13 protein-coding genes and 1 tRNA gene are annotated in these 14,313 nt (G+C 58.9%); 7 read left to right on the top strand and 7 right to left on the bottom strand.

Going from position 1 to position 14,313, the window contains the following annotated elements; genetic code table 11:
- Nucleotides 1-455: 455 nt before the first annotated feature.
- From NE562_RS08660 to NE562_RS08635, 6 genes are all read right to left on the bottom strand, one after another.
- A complete protein-coding gene (locus NE562_RS08660) occupies nt 456-2,984 on the bottom strand; it encodes an EAL domain-containing protein (protein WP_280962007.1) in 2,529 nt (842 codons plus the stop codon).
- Between the two features lie 176 nt (nt 2,985-3,160).
- A complete protein-coding gene (ispF, locus tag NE562_RS08655; protein WP_317863895.1) occupies nt 3,161-3,631 on the bottom strand; it encodes a 2-C-methyl-D-erythritol 2,4-cyclodiphosphate synthase in 471 nt (156 codons plus the stop codon).
- On the bottom strand, nt 3,628-4,344 hold the full coding sequence (gene ispD / locus NE562_RS08650; RefSeq protein ID WP_280962006.1) for a 2-C-methyl-D-erythritol 4-phosphate cytidylyltransferase: 717 nt from the start codon (nt 4,342-4,344) through the stop codon (nt 3,628-3,630). The genes ispF and ispD overlap by 4 nt, the downstream gene beginning before the upstream one ends.
- A gap of 68 nt (nt 4,345-4,412) precedes the next feature.
- Nucleotides 4,413-4,895, bottom strand: a complete 483-nt coding sequence (locus NE562_RS08645; protein ID WP_280962005.1) for a CarD family transcriptional regulator — start codon at nt 4,893-4,895, stop codon at nt 4,413-4,415.
- A gap of 41 nt (nt 4,896-4,936) precedes the next feature.
- Nucleotides 4,937-5,500 (bottom strand): M50 family metallopeptidase, encoded by a 564-nt coding sequence (locus NE562_RS08640; protein WP_280962004.1) that lies wholly within the window; start codon nt 5,498-5,500, stop codon nt 4,937-4,939.
- On the bottom strand, nt 5,497-6,261 hold the full coding sequence (locus NE562_RS08635) for a M23 family metallopeptidase (protein ID WP_280962003.1): 765 nt from the start codon (nt 6,259-6,261) through the stop codon (nt 5,497-5,499). Before NE562_RS08635 ends, NE562_RS08640 begins: the two co-directional genes overlap by 4 nt.
- A 209-nt stretch (nt 6,262-6,470) precedes the next feature.
- On the opposite strand from NE562_RS08635, the gene NE562_RS08630 reads away from it, so the two are divergent.
- The 7 genes from NE562_RS08630 to NE562_RS08600 all read left to right on the top strand — a co-directional run bounded on the left by NE562_RS08630 (nt 6,471) and on the right by NE562_RS08600 (nt 11,549).
- Nucleotides 6,471-6,544 (top strand) — tRNA-Gln (locus NE562_RS08630).
- Between the two features lie 104 nt (nt 6,545-6,648).
- Complete coding sequence (locus NE562_RS08625) at nt 6,649-7,188, top strand: hypothetical protein (RefSeq protein ID WP_280962002.1); 540 nt, start codon at nt 6,649-6,651, stop codon at nt 7,186-7,188.
- Between the two features lie 141 nt (nt 7,189-7,329).
- On the top strand, nt 7,330-9,156 hold the full coding sequence (gene typA / locus NE562_RS08620) for a translational GTPase TypA (RefSeq protein ID WP_280962001.1): 1,827 nt from the start codon (nt 7,330-7,332) through the stop codon (nt 9,154-9,156).
- Nucleotides 9,157-9,193: 37 nt separating this feature from the next.
- Entirely contained in the window at nt 9,194-9,580 is a 387-nt protein-coding gene (locus NE562_RS08615) for a RidA family protein (protein WP_305147422.1), read from the top strand.
- Nucleotide 9,581: 1 nt separating this feature from the next.
- Nucleotides 9,582-9,797: a DUF1653 domain-containing protein gene (locus tag NE562_RS08610; protein ID WP_280962000.1), complete on the top strand. Its 216-nt coding sequence runs from the start codon at nt 9,582-9,584 to the stop codon at nt 9,795-9,797.
- Nucleotides 9,798-10,033: 236 nt separating this feature from the next.
- Nucleotides 10,034-10,540 (top strand): RNA polymerase sigma factor, encoded by a 507-nt coding sequence (locus NE562_RS08605; RefSeq protein ID WP_419195999.1) that lies wholly within the window; start codon nt 10,034-10,036, stop codon nt 10,538-10,540.
- Nucleotides 10,509-11,549: a DUF4179 domain-containing protein gene (locus NE562_RS08600; protein ID WP_280961998.1), complete on the top strand. Its 1,041-nt coding sequence runs from the start codon at nt 10,509-10,511 to the stop codon at nt 11,547-11,549. The genes NE562_RS08605 and NE562_RS08600 overlap by 32 nt, the downstream gene beginning before the upstream one ends.
- A 77-nt stretch (nt 11,550-11,626) precedes the next feature.
- Here NE562_RS08600 and NE562_RS08595 read toward each other — a convergent pair whose 3' ends face one another.
- Nucleotides 11,627-14,071 carry a GH39 family glycosyl hydrolase gene (locus NE562_RS08595; RefSeq protein ID WP_280961997.1) on the bottom strand — a complete coding sequence of 815 codons (2,445 nt, stop codon included), beginning with the start codon at nt 14,069-14,071 and terminating at the stop codon, nt 11,627-11,629.
- Between the last annotated feature and the right edge of the window lie 242 nt (nt 14,072-14,313).

Genomic DNA, 14,313 nt, shown 5'->3' with positions numbered 1-14,313 from the left:
GTATTTTATTGTTGATTATGTACATATAAGTCCTGCTACCGAAAAATATATCATATTATTTATTGTTGAAATGCACCAATAGCCTATCTACGCAAAACCGATTGAATATTTTTTAACGTTAAATTTTAAACACCTCCCGCCCCTATCCAAACGCAAAAAAACAGCTCCTGCTTTTTAGGCAGGAGCTGTTCAGACTGTCAAAAAACTATTTTTTGACAGTCTGTCGATCGAAACAAAGCCCCATTTCGATCGAGTATTCCGGCTTCTGCGCGCGCCTTTTAGGCACACTTGAAGTCGGTTTGTATAAAATCCGAGATACATGCTCCCGGATTTTATGGATTTTGCTTTTTCGGCAAAATCCTATTTTATGCGCGCTGCGGCGCGTGGAGGTTCTTTGACAAGCTGAACAGCTCCTGCTTTTTAGGCAGGAGCTGTTCTTAGTCGGAAGCTGTTTTTTATTTTCTTGTTTGTACCGGAAAACGTTCCGCGAACGACACGGGCTGGGCGAACAAATAGCCCTGCGAGTAGTCGACGCCGCTTTTTTTCACGATGCGCTGAATCTCCTCGGTCTCTACAAATTCCGCCACCGTTTTGATGTGCAACTGACGGGCCAGAAAAATCACCGTGCGCAGCAGCACCATGCTCTTCGGGCTATAGGTCAATTCCCGGATGATGCCGCCGTCTATCTTGATATAGTCAGGTTCGATATTGACGACCTCGGCCAGCGTGGAATAACCGGTGCCGAAATCATCGATCGCCAGCTTGCTGCCGGCGGCGTGCAGCTTTGTCACGAACTCCCGCAGTTCTTCGGAGGCCACGCAATCCTCCGTTTCCACAAATTCGACCGTTAGGTGGTCGGGGTGCGGGAAACGCTGCAAACGGGCGAAAAACCATTCCCGAAATTCCTTGGAAACAATATCGTGCATGGAAACGTTGATCGCGACCTCTTCCGGCCGGTTTTGAAAATCCTCCAGCACCTTGGCGATCATCATTTGGCTCAGCGAGGAATAGAGGTGGTACTTTTTTGCGATCTCCATAAAGGCCGCTGGCACATACACCTGCCCGTCCTCGTCCACAATGCGCATGAGCGCTTCGTACTTTGTCAGCGCCCCTTCGCGGTTATCGCGTATCCCCTGATAGTACGGCACCACGCCGCCGTTCGAGATTGCGCGGTTGAGCAGCTCAATCACGCGCAGTTCCTCCGCGTAGGATACATCCTGCGCCATCTTGCTGTCGCATACGAGGAAGTGGGACTGGATATCCTTAGTCGCCTGCAAGGCGTTCAGTCCGCTTTCCAGCGGATTTTGCTGCCCTAGAACCAGAATAAACCGGGCCAGCTGCGACAGGCCGGTCTTCTCCGATTTATAGAAACGGAAATGCTTGTATATCTTTTGCACGATATGGCGGAAACGCGCCTCCGAAACAGCCTCGCTCCCCGCGAGGAAAAAGGTATTCTGGTTGACGCTGTACAGGCTGGCGTCATCCGCGTAGCCGCGCGCCTTCATGAACTGGAGTACCGCGTCGACGATCTCTCTGGAATTTTGTATGTACGCTTCGACGCCCGCATAGGCCACCAGCACATCGTAATTTTCCACCCGGATCATGCATACCTTGTCAAAGCCTTGCTTCTTATCGTCCTCTTTATATTGCAGCACATTGGGCAGACTGAACCGGTCGTCCACATAAAGGCGCCGGCCGGCCTCTTGACGCTGGCGGATGAGCTCTTCCATCAGGCTGCGGTTTTCCGCGCTCATGGTCTCCTTCTGCCGGGTCAGGGCAAAACGCACCATGGCGGAATCGTCCTCGATATTGGCCAGATCGTCGAACACCGAAATATCCGGCAGGACAAAGCGTTCGTTTTCCGCGGTTCCCGCGATCACGCACGAACCGTTGAACAGCTCGTTCCGCGTGCCGTCGAACCCGATTTCCCCCATCACGAACGCGCCGGACACGTGGTATTCGGCAAGCGGCAGCAGCTCCCATTTGGAGGCATTCTGCATGTACATCTTGCGAAACAGGCAGCTGTACACAAAAATGCGCTCGACCGGCTGCTTCATGATATTTTGGCACAGCTCATAGCAGTCGTGCACACACTTGGACGGCCCGGTGTAGCCGATGCGAAAGCGCGTGCCCGCAGGAAGCTTGCTAAAATAGGTGGATAGGCATTTTTCGTCTTCATCATACCGGGTGACGCGCGAGGCGTCGCCGTGCCCCTCGAGTACGATCGGAAAACGCACCAGATGGTCGTTGTCCGCAATGCTTCGCCAATCGCTGAACGAACGCATTTCTTCGATGCCAAGGTAGCGGAACAGCCACCGGTCGGCCGGTTCGTTCTCGATTGTACGGATCAGGCAGCCGTCGGTCTCGGTGATTGTGAACACCGGGCTGATCGGTTCCTGCGAGGTATTGATGCCGACAAAGCTGACCGCCCGCTCGCCGGTCACGGCGAAAGCGACCGCGCTGTTTTCCAGCGCGCCTTGCTCGGTAAACACAAAGCCGGGCGTACCGTCCCGCATCAGGTCGCCCGCCATGCCGCCCGCCAAACGGATCAGCGGCGACAGGCTGTTTATCTCTTCGATAAACGCATGGACGTCGGCGTACCGGTCGGAAAACAGCAGGTGCACGGTCTGGCTGCCCACGCCGGAAAAGGCGCGGTGAACCTCCGCGGCGAGCGCCGCGGAGGTTTTGCCCGCAAAGGAAAACACCTCGGTATGGATGGCAAGGTGGTCGTACCGCTCGATGAGCACCATGGTCGCGCCCTCGTACTGCTTGCCGCAGAAAACAATGCCCGCGGCGGTGGAGCCGATCAGGTGCGCGCGGGGCAGCAAGCGCTTGATCTCCCGCGCCGTGCGCACGGCCTCGTTTTTCCCCATTCCGGCGGTGAAAATCTTGACAAGGCACTCCGTATTCCGGTCAAAGCGCCGCGCGTCCAGCAGTGCTGCAAAGTCTTCGGGCCCTGTATATAGCGTATCAAAACCGATCATGTAGAGATCCTTTCCGCGCCGTCAATGTGTCTCAGAAAACGGCACGCGAACGCGTCGCGCTGCACGTATCCTGTATATTTGTATCATATAATACATCGTTCCAAATTTCAACACAATTTATGGAAAGGCCCATAAATAACCCGCGCAGCGGTCCATGGCAAGCGCCGCCACGGCGTTTATTCTTCCAGCAGGCACACGCAATGCGCCGCGATGCCTTCCTTCGCGCCGGTAAAGCCCAGCCCCTCCTCGGTGGTCGCCTTGACCGATATGCGCGACACGTCACAGCCGAGCGCGGCGGCAAGGTTCTGCCGCATCTGCCCGATGTGGGGGGCCAGCTTGGGCGCCTGCGCCAGCACGGTGACGTCCAGATTGCCTAAGCGGCAGCCGCGCTCGTTCAGCATGGCGGCAACCCGGCGCAGCAGCGCGATGCTGTCCGCCCCGCGGTAACGCTCGTCCGTATCGGGAAAATGCTTGCCGATATCGCCCAGCGCGAGCGCGCCGAGCAGCGCGTCCATCACCGCATGGGTCAGCACATCGGCGTCCGAATGGCCGAGCAAGCCCTTTTCGTACGGAATCTGCACGCCGCCCATCACAAGCGCGCGGCCGGATACCAGCCGGTGCACATCGTAACCATGTCCGATCCTCACAGGACGTCCCTCCCTTCAAGCAGCGCCTCGGCAAGGAGCAGGTCCTCCGGCGTGGTAATCTTGATGTTGTCATAGTCGCCCTCGGTCGCGCGCACCTGCGCGCCGAGCGCCTCCACCGCGGCGCAATCGTCGGTATAGATCCGCCCCTCGCGGGCGGCTGTGTTCAGCGCGCGCTCCAACAGCTCGCGGCGGAATACCTGCGGCGTTTGCGCGGCGCAGATATGCTCGCGCGGTACGTCGGCCTCGATGAAGCCGTCCCGGATGCGTTTGACGCTGTCCTTCATCGGGACCACCGGCGCCGCGCCGCCGCAAGCGGCGGCCGCCTCTACCGCAAGCGTGATGACGCGGTCCGACACCAGCGGGCGCGCGCCGTCGTGCACCGCCACCAGCTCGGTGCCCTCCGGGCAGTTTGCCACGCCGGCCAGCGTGGACGAGGTGCGGCTGTCCCCGCCGCGCAGCACGGTGGACAGCTTGTCCACGCCGAAGCCGCGCGCCAGCTCGCTGTAAGGCACGATATCCTGCTCGCGGCAGACCAGCACGATGCTGGCCACCGCCGCGCAGTTTTGAAAGGCCAAAAGCGTGTGCGCCAGCACCGGTATGCCGCCCAAATCGAGCAGCAGCTTATTTTCGCCGCCCATCCGGCTGGATGAACCCGCCGCCACGATTACCGCGCACACCTGCGGCTGCGCCCGTTTTTTTCGTTTTCCAAACATCTTGTACCTCCGTCAAAAAGGGCTCTGCACCACGAACATGCAAAGCCCCCTTTACTATCTTTTACTCGTTATGGAATGCAAAGTTTTTCATTGATCAGCTGCCCGGCTTCCTCCGGGGTCTTGTTCAGCGCGAACGCGACCTCGGACACGATGATCTGCCTCGATGAAGCGAGCATTTTCTTTTCGCCCGTGGACAGGCCGCGTTCCCGCTCGCGCTCGGCCAGATTTTTGACAACCTGCCCCACTTCGAGCAGATCGCCCGAACGGATGCGCAGCATATTTTCGCGGTAACGCTGGTTCCAGCCCTTGTCCTCGCTGCGCGCAAGGGCCTCCAGCTGGGACAGCAGCCGCGTCGCTTCCTGTTTGGAACAAACCGGGCGTATGCCCAGCTGTTCGCTGTTGTTGACGGGCAAAAACAGCACGACATTGTCCAGCGGCAGCTTCAGGGCATAATACTGCGCCTTTTCACCGTCGATCGTGCGTTCGACGATGTCCTCAATGACGCCCGCGCCGTGCAGGGGATGTACGATCTTGTCGCCGATCCGAAACATGAATCCTCCGATCCCGTCTGTTTTATGTTGTTATTTCTATTTTACACCGGCACCGGCCTTTTGGCAAGGCTTTTCCCCGCCTGTACGGACACGGCGATACCGATGAGCAGCAGCCAAACGCCGCCGCCAATTCGCGCCAGACCAAGGCCGAGCGCGAGCACCGCCAACGCGGCGGCCAGCGCGATGCCGCGCCGCGCGCGCGGCAGCCTTCCGTCCAGCAGATGCGCCAGCGCCATACCGCCGTCCAGCGGCGGCATGGGCAGCAGATTGAACAGGCCCAGCAGCACGCTTGCGCCCGCGAGCACATACGCCCCCGCCGCCATGGCCGCTGCCGCGAGCAGAAAGCTTGCCGCCGGCCCCGCCAAACAAATCGCCGCGCGGGCGCAGCGCCCCTCGGGCAAGCGGCAGCGCATCACCGCGCCGCAGGCGGTGAGCGTCAGCCGGTCCAGACGGCCGCCCGCAAGGTACAGCGTCAGCGCGTGCCCCAATTCGTGCAGCGCGGCGGCCAGCAGGAACAGCGGCAGCACGCCCGCCCCGTCGGCCAAGTGCAGGGCCGCCAGCGTGACGAAAAAACCGTCGCGCACCTCCAAACGGCCCAGTCTCACGCGGCGGTCAGGTAGCTCGTCGGGTCAAGCGCGGCCCCATCCTTCCAAAGCTCCAAATGCAGGTGCGGGCCGGTCGCGTTGCCGGTCTGCCCGACACGGGCGATCTCCTGCCCGCAGGTAAACGTATCGCCCACCTTGGCGGAAATGCTGCTGCAATGGGCGTAGAGCGTGGAAAAGCCGTCCGCGTGGTCCATGATCAAATACTTGCCGTAGCTCGATTCGCCCACCTCGCGCACCGTGCCGTCCGCGAACGCGCCGATCGGCACGCCTTCGTCCGCCGCGATATCCAGCCCGTAATGGAAGCCGGGCTGTCCCGTGATCGGGCTGAGCCGGCTGCCGAAGGACGAGGTAAGCGTGCCGTCCGCCGGCTGCTTGTGCTCGAACTTCATGGGATACACCGTTTCATCCACAGTGTCGGGAAACAGGGTCTGTTCCCGCCCCAAAATGTCGTCCGCGCCGCCGGAGGACGCCGCGTAATCCGCTTTGTCGGTTTTATCCGTTTTGCCCGCCCCCGTATCGGCGCCGGTCTGGGCGGAAAACACGTTTTCAGCACCCTCGTCCTTCTCCGCGCCGCCCAGCGCCGCCAGCACGTGCTCCATCCCAAAACCGCCGAATACCTCCGCCGCTTTTTCCCGCGCAGAACGCGCAAATGGCGTATCGGCATATTTCAGCACAAATAAGCCAATAATGAGCAGCATGCAGATCAGCAGACCCTTGCCGCCACCTCCGCCATGCTTACGCACCGGCCTTCTGCCCGTCATGCGCACCGCCTCCTTTCACACGGTAAATCTTATGCGCGGACAGGGGCAAACATGCCCCCATCGCGCACGTCGGTCGCTGGACCGCCCGCCCAATGCAGGGCGCGATAGCAAACTTTTTAAAATTTTTCCGATTTCCCGAATAAAACCCTTGACTTTCTGGCAGAGTATACTGTATAATAACTCTTGCAGTTTAGCAAAAAAGTTGATATAGCCGGATTGTGTAAAGGTAGCACGACAGACTCTGACTCTGTTTGTGAGGGTTCGAATCCTTCTCCGGCTGCCAAAGATGAAACCGTCTCATTCGAGACGGTTTTTGCTTTCCCCCGCCGCACGCTTTTTCTCCCGCCGCCATAGTTTGGAATAGCATGCAATTCGGGAGGAAAAACTATGGAGATCCTATCAGCGCTTCTGCTGAGCATCTCGGCAAACCTTGATAACCTGTTTCTCGGTATGTCCTTTGGCATACAAAATCGGCGCATCACACTGGGCTGCAACATATTGATCGGCCTGTTTTCCGCCGTGGCGACGTTTCTGTGCTGCGGCGCGGCCTCGTTCCTGCTCGGCTGGGGACGGTTGACGCACGTGCTGGGCGGCTTACTGATCATCGCGCTCGGCGTGCGCGCCATGCTGGAGCCCGAGCCGGAAACGCCGGAGGAAGGCGCGGCGCGGGGCCGCCTGTCGATACGCGACGCCGTTCTGCTCGGCGCGGCGCTCGCGGCCAACTGCATCGGCCTTTCGTTCGGCGCGGGGCTTGCCGGCGTGCCGCCGGTTTGGGCCGGGGTCGCCGTCGGCGCGGCCAGCGTTCTGACCGTCGGCCTTGGCAACGCGCTTGGCCTGCGGGCCGGCCTGCTCGTCAGCGGAAAGCGATTGAACCGTCTTTCCGGCCTGCTGATGCTGGTCCTCGGCGCCGCACAGATCGTGCTGTGACACAAAAACACGATAATCCGCAAATTCACACAGTTTTCACCCCGCTGCGAGCCGGTTTTTTGAACATTAAATAGCTGGAAATAGGCCGCAAAAAAAAGTATAATAATAACCGTAGGAAAATGACCAAATCAGGAGGTTCATATGGTAAGAAACGATCTGCGCAATATTGCGATCATTGCGCACGTTGACCACGGCAAGACGACGCTGGTCGATCAAATGCTCAAGCAAGCAGGCGCGTTCCGCGAGAATCAGGTAGTGGAAGAGCGCGTGATGGACTCGGGCGATATCGAACGCGAGCGCGGCATCACAATTTTAGCAAAAAACACCTCCGTCCATTATAAGGACGTCAAGATCAATATTGTAGACACCCCCGGCCACGCCGACTTTTCCGGCGAGGTTGAACGCATCCTAAAAATGGTGGACGGCGTCGTTCTGCTAGTGGACGCGGCCGAGGGCCCGATGCCCCAGACCCGCTTCGTGCTGCAAAAGGCGCTGGAGTTCGGCCACAAAATCATCATCGCGGTCAACAAGATCGACCGACCGGACGCGCGCCTGAACGAGATCGGCGACGAAGTGCTCGAGCTGCTCCTGAACCTCGACGCGACCGACGAGCAGCTTGACAGCCCCATCGTCTACTGCTCGGGCCGCGCGGGCACGGCGTCGATGAGCCCGAACGTGGAGGGCGAGGATCTGACCCCCCTGTTTGAGCAGATCCTTGAGCACATCCCCGCCCCGCAGGTCGATACGGACGGCCCGGCGCAGATGCTGGTCTCCTCCATCGATTACAACGAATATGTCGGCCGTATCGGCATCGGCCGTATCGAGCGCGGCTCGATGAAAGTCGGACAAACCGTCACCGTGTGCGATTACCACGGCGCGACCAAGCCCTACAACGCCAAGGTCGTCACGCTTTACACGATCGAGGACCTGCAGCGCCAGCCCGCCGAGGAAGCCCGCGCGGGCGAGATCGTCTGCTTCTCCGGCATTGAGAACGTAACGATCGGCGAAACGCTGTGCGACCCCGAGCACGTGGAGCCGCTGCCCTTTGTCAAGATCTCCGAGCCGACGGTCGAAATGACCTTCTCGGTCAACGATTCCCCCTTCGCCGGACGCGAAGGCAAGTTCGTCACCTCGCGCCACCTGCGCGAGCGCCTGTTCCGCGAGCTTTTGAAGGATGTTTCGCTGCGTGTCAACGAAACCGACACGACCGACGCGTTCCGCGTATGCGGACGCGGCGAGATGCACCTTTCCATCCTGATCGAAAACCTGCGCCGCGAAGGCTATGAATTTCAGGTGGGCGCGCCCAAGGCGCTGTTCCGCGAGATCGACGGCGTCAAGTGCGAGCCGATCGAGCGCATGATTGCCGACGTACCGCAGGAAGCGGTCGGCTCGGTCATGGAAAAGATGGGCTCCCGCAAGGGCGAATTGATCTCGATGAACCCCAAGGGCTCCGACCGTATGCGTATGGAGTTTCTGGTTCCGGCGCGCGGCCTGTTCGGCTACCGCACGGAATTCCTGACCGATACCAAGGGCGAAGGCGTGCTGTCCTCCGTCTTCCACAGCTATCAGCCGTACAAGGGCGATGTGTCCAAGCGCTCGACCGGCTCGCTGATCGCGTTTGAGTCCGGCGAATCCATCACCTACGGCCTGTATAACGCGCAGGAGCGCGGCACGCTGTTCATCGGCGCGGGCACGCCCGTGTACGAAGGCATGGTCATCGGCGAAAACCCGAGGGGCGAGGACATGGCCGTGAACATCTGCAAGAAAAAGCAGCTGACGAACACCCGCGCCTCCGGTTCGGACGACGCGCTGCGCCTGATCCCGCCGCGCCAGATGTCGATCGAGGCCGCGCTTGAGTTCCTCGGCGACGACGAGCTGCTTGAAATCACGCCGCAATCGGTGCGAATCCGCAAAAAGATCCTATCCAACACCGAGCGCCTGAAAAAGGTCAAGGGCGGCAAAAAGTAATCCAGTTAATTTTATTACAAAAGGAGATTGTTTTTCCATGGCTATCAAAAACGTAATTTACACCGATATGGCTCCCGAAGCCGTCGGCCCGTACTCGCAGGCGATCGAAGCCGGCGGCATGGTGTTCACCTCCGGTCAGGTACCGATCGATCCCAAGGTGGGCAAGATCGTCGCGACCACCATTGAGGAGCAGACCGCGCAGGTGATGTACAACCTGAAGGTCGTTCTCGCGCAGGCGGGCGTCGGCTTGGACCGCGTCATCAAAACCACCTGCTTCCTCGCGGACATGAACGACTTCGCCGCTTTCAACGGCGTTTACGCCCAGTACTTCCCGGAAAAGGCGCCGGCTCGTTCCTGCGTGCAGGTAGCGGCCCTTCCCCTCGGCGCCAAGGTCGAGGTCGAAGTAATCGCGATTAAGGTGTGACGTGACGGATATCCGCCCCGGCCGGTACCGGCACTTCAAGGGCAATGAATACGAAGTGCTGGGACTTGCCCGGCATTCGGAGACGAGGGAACCCATGGTGGTCTACCGCGCGCTGTACGGCGAGCGCGGCCTATGGGTCCGTCCCGCCGCCATGTGGAGCGAAACGGTCGACCGCGACGGTTATCACGGCCCCCGCTTTACTTATATCGGTGAATAGAAAACTGTTGCAAAGCGAAGAATGCTACCAATTTTGTCATTCTGAGGAGCGAAGCGACGAAGAATCTCGTGCCAACGCGCGGAAGTTACGCTGGGAACGCGCGTTCGCGCGAGATTCTTCACTTCGTTCAGAATGACATTTGGGTACTCTTCTATTTTGCAACAGTTTTTTTACAGCCTTTTTTCTATCGGTTGTAGCGAATCGTGGTTTCACAGAGTATTACAGGTGAAAGGAGGGTGAGGGAATTGGAGAACAAAACCGCCGAACAGCTCGTTCAGGCCTACGGCGATATGGTCTACCGGCTGGCGTACGCGCAAACGCGCGCCCGGAGCGATGCGGACGATATTTTTCAAGAGGTGTTTTTGCGCGTGGTGCGCAAGCGCCCGCAGTTTGAAAGCGCGGCGCATGAAAAGGCGTGGCTGCTGCGCGTGACGATCAACTGTACCAAAAGCCATTTCCTGCGCGCGCGGCTGCTGCTTGCTGCGCCGCTTGACGATCAGATCGCTTTTACCGACCCGGAAAACCAAGGGCTGGACGAAGCGCTCGGCAAGCTGCCGGCCAAATACCGCGCGGTGATCCATTTATTTTACTACGAGGGATATTCCGCGGAAGAGATCGCGGGAATGCTTGGCGAAAAGCCCTCGACCGTGCGCACGCGGCTCACCCGCGCCCGCTATAAGCTACGTGATATTCTGAAAGGAGACGCCGAGGATGTTTCAAGAACACTACCGCAAAATGAATGAGGAGATCGCCCCGGCGGGCGAACTGCTCGCCGCCACCGCCGCGAAAATGCATAGCGCGCAAAAAAACCGCCCCGCGCGAAGGATGCGCCGTACGATCGCCATTGCAGCCGCGGCCGCGCTGGTCATCGGCTGCGGCACGCCCGCGCTGGCGGCGAATGTGCCCGGCGTATACGAAACGCTCTATCTCCTCTCCCCCGCGACCGCGCAGTTTTTCATGCCGGTGAACGAGGTATCGGAATCAAGCGGCGTTAAAATGGAGGTCGTTTCCGCCTATGTGCGCGGCGACACCGCGGGCGTGTATCTCACCATGCAAGACCTGACCGGCGAGCGCTTCAACGGTTCGCTCGACCTGTACGACAGCTATTCGCTGCACTATCCGGCGCGCACCGGGCAGATGAGCGGCTGCTCGCTCGTCGCATACGATGACGAGACCAAGACCGCGACCTTCCTGATCGAGATCACCAATATGGACGGCGAAGTATTTGGGGGAAGCAAGTACACCTTTTCCGTTCGCCAGCTCTTGACCAGCCAGCGGGAGCAAACTGACGTTGTCATCTTAGACGGACTGGGCGAGGTACCGCTCGACCCGCCCACCGAGCAGCAGTATGTGAACGGCGCGAGCACGCCGGACGCCACGGTCGACATCCCCGACACTTACGATTTCTTAAAGCCGCAGGAGGCGCTCTGGCAGAGCGAGGACAGCGTTTTCTCCCTCTCCGCCCTTGGCTACCGGGGCGGCAAGCTGCACGCGCTGTACGCCACCACGGGCCGCCTTGCGCATGATAACCACGGCTGGTTCCAGCTCACCGCCCCGGACGGAACCGAGGTTTCGCCGGCCATGACCCTGATGTATCAAACGGACGGCGATGATACGCAGTACAGCGAATTTATCTACGACGTATCCTACCTCGATCTGCCCGCCTGCAAGCTGACCGGCAGCCTGTATACCGCGGACACGATGATCGAGGGCGACTGGCGCGTCACCTTCCGCTTGCCGCACGGCGCATGACGCTAAAAATAAACGGTCCGGGCGGGTCCGGCTCATGAAGCAGCCGACCCCGCCCGGACCGTTTTAATTTCAGCACGCTACCGATCCATCGGCTCGATCAGCATCTGCACGACCTCCAGCGCTTCCAGTCTGATTTGCATATCCCGCAGCGAAACGCGCTGCTCGATGCGGCGCACCGGCTCGGCTTTTTGCTTCAAATAGTCGATTTCCATTGCCGTCAATTCCTCGGGCGCGCCAAGGCGCAGCCATTCATCGTAGGCGCTGCCGCTCTCCCTTCCGAGACGAACAGTCTCGCAGCGAAAGCCGCCGCCCGCGAGCCCCTCCACCGAGATATGATATTCCACCGGCCCGCCCTGCCGAAACGCGCTGTACCGGTCGCTCGGGTCCTGAAACGCGGAAAGCATGCGGTACATCGTATTATAGTGGCAGTAGTTATACAGCAGAATTTGAACGCCGCCTTTGCCGCGGGTGATATACCAACCGTCCCCGCTCGCAAGCAGCCGGTCTCCCATGCGGCTGAGAAGCTGATAGGCGTAAAATACCGGCTTGGGTATGCCGTTGCAGGTGAACATGCCGTGTCCGCCGTGGAACAGCGTATCCGCCAGCTTCCAGTCGTTGATCAGGTCGCTGACCGTCCAATACGCCTTGCCCGCCGTTCGCCCCATGTTTTCCACCAGATTTTTGACGACGTGCACCGCCTTATAGCAGGTATCGCTGCATAGGTCGCGCTGCCAGATGGTGGCGTTCCATTCATCGATCAGCACCGGCAATTCATCTAAGCAAAGCGCCCGCAGCGTTTTGTCCATGGCGGCGATACAGTCGCCCATGAAGCGCTCGTTCTCGCTCAGCTTGAACGTGGCGCTGCTATCGCTCCGGTGCACCATGCGGTTAAAATCCATCGCGATCTCGCGGAACGAATGCGGGAAAGAATGCATGGTCACAAAATCCGGCAAGCAAGCTTGCCGGCGGCAATCCTCCAAAAAACCGGTCAGGATAGATTCTTCCCCATCCAGCAGCAGGCTGCCTTCGATGCCCGGCCCGCCGAACCGTAAGCCTGCGTCCACCCGCTTGACCGTGCGCTGCGTTTCCCGATACAGCGTACCGTATTCCTCGGCCGACAGAAAACCGTATAATGAGAAACTGATGCTGAACAGGGTAAACCGCCACGTGCATACGGCCGACCGTCCGTAACGGCGGATGCAATGGCGCAGGAATGCTTCAACAAGCCGCGTCCATTTATGCAGATCCGAAGGAAAGCCGATATAGCTTTGGTTTTGATACACCGGCTTTTGCCTGCCCGCCAAAAGCCGGGGCAAAAAACCAAATTCAATATAAGGCTTGAGCCCCATGGCGAGCAGCCGGTCCAGCAGCAAGTCCACGCAGGTGAAGCGCGGCGCGGGGTTGCCGCCGGCGTCCTCCTGATACACATGCATGGTATCGCTGAAGATGCCGTGAAAGCGTACATAGGTAAAGCCAACCGCGCGCTGCAACACGGCAAGCTGCTGCTGCACCTCGGCGGTAAAGCAATCATCCGCATAGCCCGCGTTCACGATCGTGCGCCAATCCTGCACGACCGGCGCGCCCCCGCCGCCCGCCTCCACCATGAGCCGCCGCTTTTGCAGCGGCTTTTCCGTTACGGTCTCCTGCGCGGTCGCGGCCGCGTAGCGCAGCAGCGGCTCGAAGCGTTTTTCCAGCGCGGACTGCGGCACCAGTTTGGGATCGGTGCAGTCGATGTTCTGTAAGCCCTTGCGGAATTTGCCCGGCGTGATCTCATACTTGCGCCGGAAGTGCTCGATAAACGTATCGACCCGGCCAAAGCCGTTGTCAAGCGCGATTTCCGTCACAGTTTTGGATGAACTGCACAGTTCAAAAAAGCAGTGGTCCAACCGAATTTCATTTAAGTATTGGGTAAAGGTGGTGCCCAGCTTATTGCGAAAAAACTGGGAAAGATAGTTTGGGGTCAGGTATTCCCGCTGCGCAAGATCACGAAGCGTTATTTCCTCCGTGTAGTGCGTGTGCAAGTACTGCATGATGCGCGACACGCGCGACTGATCCACGCCGCCTTCGCTGTCGGTATCGCTGCGGAAGCCGGTCAAAAGCAAATGAAACAGCGAATAGGCGTGACTCAGCAGCTCCAGCTCCCGTTCTTCCTGTTCGCTGTAGTAGTGCTGGAACAGCGCGGCAAGCTCGGCGCGAAGCAGCGTGAACTTCGCTTGCTCCCACTTGGTATGCAAGCAAGAAACGCAGTCGAACCGCGCCCCCTTGAGCCGCGACAGCAGCGGCTGCGCAAAGCAAAAGGACAATGCGGCGGAAGAGCCGAGCAGTTCGACATTATGCAGCTCATACGGATTGACCACAAGGAGATCCGCTTCGTGCAGCACGTATTGCCGCCCCCGCAGGACCACACGGGATTTACCCGAAAGCTGATAGACGATCTGTAGCGTATCGTGCCAGTGTATCTTGCGGGAAGGTTCGGTTTCATAGGTTACGCGAACGCCCGCGCAGTATAGTAATTCCTGCATTTCAATTGCCTTCATTTCATTTTATATATATAATATATATTGTAATATATAAAACTCCTTTTTACAAGAGAAACTCCCTATACGACGGCAGGCCGGATCATTTTATCCCGCATTTCTTCGTTTTTTATCGCGTGTTGATCAGGCAGCGTCGGCAGAGCCGTATCACACGCCCATCGTTATGCGGGATAAATCCCGCAGTTATGCGCGAGCGGGCGCTGTTACGATCCGTTATACTGATGATA

Source organism: Butyricicoccus faecihominis (assembly GCF_024462775.1).
Taxonomy (GTDB): Bacteria; Bacillota; Clostridia; order Oscillospirales; family Butyricicoccaceae; genus Agathobaculum; species Agathobaculum faecihominis_A.
This window is presented reverse-complemented; position numbering and strand designations above follow the sequence as displayed.

Bases quoted from the DNA above. Each gene is read 5' to 3' on its own strand.
- NE562_RS08635 (WP_280962003.1), bottom strand. From the start codon at position 6,261: ATGACGGGCAGAAGGCCGGTGCGTAAGCATGGCGGAGGTGGCGGCAAG.
- NE562_RS08600 (WP_280961998.1), top strand. From the start codon at position 10,509: ATGTTTCAAGAACACTACCGCAAAATGAATGAGGAGATCGCCCCGGCG.
- NE562_RS08595 (WP_280961997.1), bottom strand. From the start codon at position 14,071: ATGCAGGAATTACTATACTGCGCGGGCGTTCGCGTAACCTATGAAACC.
- NE562_RS08615 (WP_305147422.1), top strand. From the start codon at position 9,194: ATGGCTATCAAAAACGTAATTTACACCGATATGGCTCCCGAAGCCGTC.
- ispD (WP_280962006.1), bottom strand. From the start codon at position 4,344: ATGTTTGGAAAACGAAAAAAACGGGCGCAGCCGCAGGTGTGCGCGGTA.
- typA (WP_280962001.1), top strand. From the start codon at position 7,330: ATGGTAAGAAACGATCTGCGCAATATTGCGATCATTGCGCACGTTGAC.
- NE562_RS08645 (WP_280962005.1), bottom strand. From the start codon at position 4,895: ATGTTTCGGATCGGCGACAAGATCGTACATCCCCTGCACGGCGCGGGC.
- NE562_RS08660 (WP_280962007.1), bottom strand. From the start codon at position 2,984: ATGATCGGTTTTGATACGCTATATACAGGGCCCGAAGACTTTGCAGCA.
- NE562_RS08625 (WP_280962002.1), top strand. From the start codon at position 6,649: ATGGAGATCCTATCAGCGCTTCTGCTGAGCATCTCGGCAAACCTTGAT.